General features: G+C 37.6%; 4 protein-coding genes. All 4 read right to left on the reverse strand.

Translation table 11 applies throughout. The annotated features are described in order from the left end of the window. Window positions 1-41: 41 nt before the first annotated feature. The 4 genes from BQ7394_RS23815 to BQ7394_RS23830 all read right to left on the reverse strand — a co-directional run bounded on the left by BQ7394_RS23815 (window position 42) and on the right by BQ7394_RS23830 (window position 6,722). A complete protein-coding gene (locus tag BQ7394_RS23815; RefSeq protein ID WP_075559666.1) occupies window positions 42-1,655 on the reverse strand; it encodes a RagB/SusD family nutrient uptake outer membrane protein in 1,614 nt (537 codons plus the stop codon). Window positions 1,656-1,668: 13 nt separating this feature from the next. Beyond that, window positions 1,669-4,884, reverse strand: coding sequence for a SusC/RagA family TonB-linked outer membrane protein (locus BQ7394_RS23820; protein ID WP_075560219.1), 3,216 nt, complete (start codon window positions 4,882-4,884; stop codon window positions 1,669-1,671). Window positions 4,885-5,093: 209 nt separating this feature from the next. Beyond that, the gene (locus BQ7394_RS23825; RefSeq protein WP_075559667.1) at window positions 5,094-6,068 is read right to left on the reverse strand and encodes a FecR family protein; all 975 of its coding nucleotides are present in this window, start codon (window positions 6,066-6,068) and stop codon (window positions 5,094-5,096) included. A 75-nt stretch (window positions 6,069-6,143) separates the two neighbouring features. After that, window positions 6,144-6,722 carry an RNA polymerase sigma-70 factor gene (locus tag BQ7394_RS23830; RefSeq protein ID WP_075559668.1) on the reverse strand — a complete coding sequence of 193 codons (579 nt, stop codon included), beginning with the start codon at window positions 6,720-6,722 and terminating at the stop codon, window positions 6,144-6,146. Between the last annotated feature and the right edge of the window lie 185 nt (window positions 6,723-6,907).

A 6,907-nucleotide genomic window follows, 5' to 3' on the forward strand; every position in this document is an offset into this window, starting at 1 on the left:
TAAGGACGGGGAGACAAGATTAAATAATGATTTACAGCTGTTTATTTATAGCTGGGATTTTGTTCCAGATTCGGATTGGAAGTCAAAACTTTTTCCGGTATCGGGAATACAGTCCGGTAATCTCCTTGTGGCTTATGTGATAGCCAACTTTTCTTTGTGTAAACACCGAAGCGGATGGCATCTCTTCTGCGATGCATTTCCCAAGCGAATTCCCAGCCTAATTCATCGTACATTCTACCGAATGCTACAGGATCTGTATTTCCTTTGTCTGTGATCTTATAGTTTTCAACAGAACCATATTGATATGATGTGTTTTCCTGTAATTGAGCATCTGTTACCGTTGCCAGTTCGGGGTTATCTTTAAATGCCCGTTTACGGACTTCGGTTACTAAAGCACCTGCACCCGATTTTCCTGAACGTAATAAACATTCTGCTTTCATCATCAGAATTTCTGCATATCGGAACAAAGGAACGTCTGTTCCAGATGAACTTTGTGAACCTTTTGCCACTTCAAATTTGTTCATACGATAACCTTCCATTTCGCTGGTATAATTGCCGTCAGGGAGGTCTTTTGTGTAAATGATAGGTTCTCCCATCTTATCGTATGTTCCATATAATGTGCTACCGTCGGCTGCTAATTGTGCTCCCATCAGCCAGCTGTCAGCCAGACGAGTATCTTTCACATTATAAGTATCGATAAATTGAGATACTCCCATTGCGGAACCACAACCCCATGGAGTTGCTTCTGTTTCATATTTTTTCTTTAACTCTCCATGCCAGGAGAACATAAATATACTGTTTCCTCCGGCTAGATTTTCGTCAAAGGGAATGGTAAAAATGACCTCTTTGGAACTTTCTACACCTGTTGTCCGGAATGGATCTTTATAGTTATCCGACAAGGCAAATTTATTACTGTTAATGATATCGTCGCATTGTTGAATACAATCATTCCAATGTTCTTCGTTGATATAAACATTTGCATTCAGATATACATTTGCAAGTAATGCTTTTGCTGCCCATTTCGTCATACGTCCGTAATTACCTCCTCCTTGTTCTTCGCTTAACGAAGGAATTGATTCCTGCAATTCTTTTACAACAAAGTCATAGATTTCTTTACGGGTATTTTTAGCCGGTAAATCCATTGATGTCGTTGTAACCAACGGGGCTTCACCGAAGTTGTCGCAGATTTGCCAGTAGTAATATGCACGCATTGCTCTCAGTTCGGCCAGACCAGTTGTTTTTTCTGCATCTGATGGAGCGGGGAGAATGCCTGTTTCTATTTGATCAATAATTTTATTACATAACAAAGCTCCTTGGTAAAACACCGACCATATATTTTTTACATGGTCTTGCTCTGAATTCCATGTCTGATAGTGCATACGTCGGTAAACACCACCGTCATCCCAGCCTGAGGCATTAGGAGGCATTACAATGGCATCTGCAGTTACTTCCTGAGCAGAAAAGTATCCCCAATGGTCTGTAAAGCTTCGTAAATAGCTATAAACGCTGCCCACAGATGGTGAAAAATCACTGGTTGTATAATTGTATGTTTGTTCAGTTATCTTAGAATAAACTTTTTCATCCATATCATTGCTGCAGGAAATGATGGTTCCTGAGCAACACAATGCTAAAAATAATTTTATATAGCTCTTCATAATATATTACATATTAAAATTTAACAGAAACTCCTAATGTATAAGTTCTCGTAGACGGATAACGGTTCTTATTATCAACACCCGGATCCAGACCGCTGATGCTAACTTCCGGATCGATACCGGAATAACCGGTAATTGTAGCCAGGTTAGATACCGTACCATAGATTCTCAAACGTTTGATCCAGGTATTGAAGTTAAATGTATATCCTAGAGTTACATTGTCGATTTTCCAATAGCTACCGTTTTCTATATAATAGCTAACGTATTGTAATTCCTGATCGGCAGCCAGAGGTACTTTACCGTATTTTGTTTCAAAAGCGGCACTTAATACATTACCTCTTGATAACATAACCGGTGCTTCATATTGCAAACGAGGCATATTCAATATATCAAAACCAAAAGCTCCACGCATAGTAATATTAAAATCGAAGTTTTTATAACTTAAGGAGTTGTTCCAGTTCAGATAATGTTTAGGAAGACCGTTACCGATGATCTGTTTATCGGTTGGCTGCTGTTGCGAAATCGGCTTCGGATTACCGTCGGCTCCTTCTATGATCCAATGACCGTTCTCATCGATATCAACACTCTTATATCCCCAGAAATTGCCGATAGGTTGTCCTTCCTGAATACGGTGGGTTGTCGTTTGCAGAGGTTCTCCGGTAGATCCCTGATCGGAATAGCCGCTTGATATGAACTGATCATTAGAAAGTGATAACAATTCATTTTTATTGCTGGAATAGTTCATAGAGGTGGTCCATTGGAAATCTTTCGTTTGTACCGGAATAGCCGTAACTCCCACTTCTATACCTTGATTTCGCATAGAACCAGCATTTGCAACCATATTGGAGAACAAATAAGGAGGAGAAGGCACATCGTAATCCCAAAGCAAATCTTCTGTTTTACGATTGTAATAGTCGATGTTACCTGTAATACGATCATCCAGGAAACCAAAATCAAAGCCAACGTTAATCTCTTTTTTCTTTTCCCATCTTAAATCCGGATTTGCATTCGAGTCAGGTCGAATAGTTTTGATCCATTCATTATTGTAATAGACATAAGTTCCAAAATTCAGGGTGTTTAATGACATATACGGATCAGTAGGAACAGTTCCTGTAACACCGTATCCGGCGCGTAGTTTCAATATAGACAGCGCTTCCACATCATCCAGAAAACTTTCACCTTTGATATTCCATGCTGCTGAAACAGAGGGGAAGTTACCCCATTTATGATCGGCTCCGAATTTGGTTGAACCTTCATGACGTATACTTGCAGCAAACATGTATTTACCTTTATAGCTATAATTCAAACGGCCGAAATAACCGATCAGTCTACTTTCATTTGCTTCCGAGAATTCGGTTCCTCGTCCATCTTTTAAAGCTTGTCCTGCTCCCATATTATTGTAGGTATAGTCGTCAGACGGGAAGTTGAAGTTCTGCATATAGAAGTTCTGATAATTCGTTTTTTGCCAGCTATATCCTCCCAGAAGTGTAAATGAATGATCTTCAAATAATGTTTTTCTCCATTGAACGGTTAATTCGGAAAGATCCTCATTCTTACGCGTGGAACCACGTGAAGCATATCCGTTTTTACCGTCTCTCCAGGATGATTTATGCTCTTGTGATTCGTAATATCCTCTGACCTGATTGTAGGTATTGGAAGAGAACAGATATTTAATATCCAGTCCTTCGATAGGAGTATAAGTCACATTGGCGAACATACGTAAATTCGTCGCCTGGTTTTCTCCTTCTACTTCATTCAGTAATGATACTGGGTTATAATATTCATTTTTCGAACTTTCAGAATAATTTCCATCTTTATCATATACCGGCGTTGTCGGATTATAAATTAACGCATTTCTATATACTTCACTATTGTAACCGCCTCCGTCTGATCCGGAGAAATAAGTTTGTTTATAGCCACTTAAGCTGGCATTCAATTTCAATTTATTATTGAACATACGGTGTGTGATCTCGATACGCGGGTAGAACATTTCATTATTAGTTCGTTTGATTAGTCCGTTCAAACCTCTGTATTCAAAACTTGCAACATAATTGGTTGTTCGACTTCCACCACGCATGCTGATATTATAAATTTGTGTGAACGGAGTACGAGTGACTTCATCCAGCCAATCGGTAGATGAGCCGTCATCCTGACCTCCCGGCCATCCTTCCTGAACGCGTTGACGATATTCGTCTGCTTTCATAAACGGTAGGGTTTTAGTGATCTGCTGGGTAGAAACATAGGCATTGACATCTACTTCCGTAGGCATTTCCCCGTTAGCGTTTTTGGTTGTTATCAGGATAACACCGTTAGTACCACGGGTACCATAAATTGCAGCGGCAGAACCATCCTTCAATACGTCTATCTGTTCAATATCATCAGGTGAAACTGAGTTTAGATCACCAGGGATTCCGTCGATAAGAACTAGCGGACTGGTACTGGCTTTCAATGTGGTGATACCACGTAATGAGATCTGTGCGGTAGAAGTAGGGTTTGCATCCGGAGTAATAATACTCAGACCCGGAACCTGTCCTTTAATCAACTGGGCAGCATCTGTTGTTGGGGATTTAACGAAGTTTTCAGACTTGATCGTAGAAATAGAACTGGCTACTTCGCCTTTTTTCTGTGTGCCGTATCCTACAACAACTACTTCTTCGATACTTTGCGTATCTTCCAGTAATTTCACATCTGCCGTTTTATTACTATTGACAGCTAATTCTTTCGTTAAATAACCGATGTATGAAATTTGGAGGACTGCTCCATGGGGAACTTCCAATGTATATTGGCCATTGAAATCCGTTACAGTTCCGTTGGTAGTACCTTTTACGACTACATTGGCACCGATGATCGGCTCTCCGTTATTATCTGTAACCGTACCGGTTATTTTTCTGGTTTGTTGATTGATAAGAGCGGATTTGTCTGTACTGTTTGTTTTCAATAATAAGATATACTTGTTATCGAATTCGTAAGTGATATCCGTATTCTTAAAAGCATCATCCAGATAAGAGATTATTTTACCGGATTTTTTATGTACGGTAATAGCACGTTCGGTATCAACTTCCCGGTTTCTGAATACAACCAGGTAATCTGTTTGTTTTTCTATCTGATTGATAAGTTGACCGACAGATAAGACCTCGGTTTCCAATTTAATAATGGTATTTTGCGCTTCCGAATTAACTGCTACCATTTGGAAAACACAGGCGAATAGTATAAACAGTGATATTTTCATGATTCTGAAATATTCCTTAATGTGTTCGTCTTCTACAAAAAAGAGTGGTAACAAAGTTTTTATTTTCATATCTTTGCTGAATATTAGGTGAATACTAAAAATTAACTTGATAGTGTTTGCTTATTTTTTAACGGCGGATGGTTCCAGCATCTGCCGTTATTTTTTACTAGTGTGTTATCATAGGCTTTCTTATTTTGAGGTTATACATTTTATTTACTTAATGTGATAATATTATTATCTTCATCTTTTTCAATTTTGAATTTATGTATTCTTTGTATCATACGTAGAATTTCGTCAATGCCGTCACGTTGCCGGAATTTTCCGGTATATTCCCATTTGAATATGGAAGGATCTTTTATCTCTATTTTTACGTCATAATAGAGTTGTAATTTCTTTAGAATGTCGATAAGTAATTCATTTTCGAAACTATAAATACCGTCTCTCCATGAAAAATATTCATGGTGAGGGATCGCTCCAATTCTCATTGTTCCATCCTTTATTGTTACCTGTTCGTTCGGTTTTAGGATGACTCCTCTCTTGTCAGGTCTGGAAAAATAAACATGAAGTGATCCTTCTATCAAACTGGTTTGTATATCTTTTTCCCCAGGATAACTATGAACATTAAACTTTGTGCCTAAAACCTTCATTTCTATTCCTTGTGATGAAACGATAAAAGGCTTTTCCGGATTTTTGGCTACATCAAAATAAGCTTCTCCTTCGACTGATATTCGCCTTTCTTTTCCTGAAAAGACAGCCGGATAAACTAATGTTGTTTGCGAATTTAGCCATACATCTGTTCCATCTTGTAGTGTCAGTTTGACTCGCTGACCGGCCGGTACATAAAGTCTGTTGTCTGCTATTGTTGAAAATGGCTTTGTATAATAGTTTGCGGTAATCCAGTAGGTTGATACGATCAATAAAGTGATGATAGCAGCATAGCTAGTTATGCGAAGTAATACCTGTCTGAATCTTTTTGTTTTGATTTTGTTATTAAATCGAAGATAGCCTTCCTGGTTTGCTTTCTTATCATTTACCTGATCGGAGAGCGACAGCAAAGCATATGTGTTTTTACATTCGATAAATTCACTTTTCAATTTATCGTTTGCTTCGACTTGCCTTAACAGCTTTAATCTATCTGTTGTATCAAGTTCCCCCTGGAAATATTTTTTAATTTGTTCGTCCATACATCGGCTTGTTATTATATAAACACTTGTCCTGAAAAAATCCGCCAAGTGTGGAACAAAAAAATTTTTGTTTTTTTATAAATAGAGAAAAAACAGAAGGAGAGGAAGGTGTCTCTTTAGTTCTGTCCTTAGTTTTTTGTAAGCTATACCGATCTGAGTTTCAATTGTATTGATAGAAATATTAAGCTCTGTAGCGATTTGTCTCTGTTTTTTTCCCTCGATTTTACTCATAACGAATATTTCTCTGCATTTAGGAGATAAGGTATTTAATGCTCTGGTTATTATTTTTTCAATATCCTCATCGGAAAACAGGTTTTGATCAAATGCTTCCAATGAGTTCAAATTCATTCGGAGATTAATAAGATATTCCTCTTGGATGAGATTTGCTGTTTCCTGTACGATTGTTATATGTCGTAAGTGATTCAGACACTTGTTTTTAACTGTGGTAAACAAGTATGCGATCAGATTTATCTGCATGGAAAGTATTTCTCTTTTTTCCCAGAGCTCTGTGAATACGTCTTGAACAATGTTTTCCGCATCCTCTTCTCGTATAACATATTCCAAAGCAAAGTACTTCATTTTAGAGAAGTAAGAAAGATAAATATCTTCAAACTTGATATCTTCTCTTTGATCGGTTAATGTTGTTGTTTTCATGGAGTAAAACTTTGTTCTAGAAGAACTATTGTACTTATTTAATGCAAATATAATCTATTTATAATATAACTTATTAATATTGTGTATCAAATCCAATAATGAAAAATGATGTGGATAAAGTAAGCAAAGCCCATCAAAATTATCACTTCTCTGATAATTAACCGATTACGTCATAGGTGTAGATC

The sequence above is a fragment of the Parabacteroides timonensis genome (assembly GCF_900128505.1).
Taxonomy (GTDB): domain Bacteria; phylum Bacteroidota; class Bacteroidia; order Bacteroidales; family Tannerellaceae; genus Parabacteroides; species Parabacteroides timonensis.

Coding starts and splice junctions, on each gene's coding strand:
- BQ7394_RS23815 (WP_075559666.1), bottom strand. CDS start 1,655: ATGAAGAGCTATATAAAATTATTTTTAGCATTGTGTTGCTCAGGAACC.
- BQ7394_RS23820 (WP_075560219.1), bottom strand. CDS start 4,884: ATGAAAATATCACTGTTTATACTATTCGCCTGTGTTTTCCAAATGGTA.
- BQ7394_RS23825 (WP_075559667.1), bottom strand. CDS start 6,068: ATGGACGAACAAATTAAAAAATATTTCCAGGGGGAACTTGATACAACA.
- BQ7394_RS23830 (WP_075559668.1), bottom strand. CDS start 6,722: ATGAAAACAACAACATTAACCGATCAAAGAGAAGATATCAAGTTTGAA.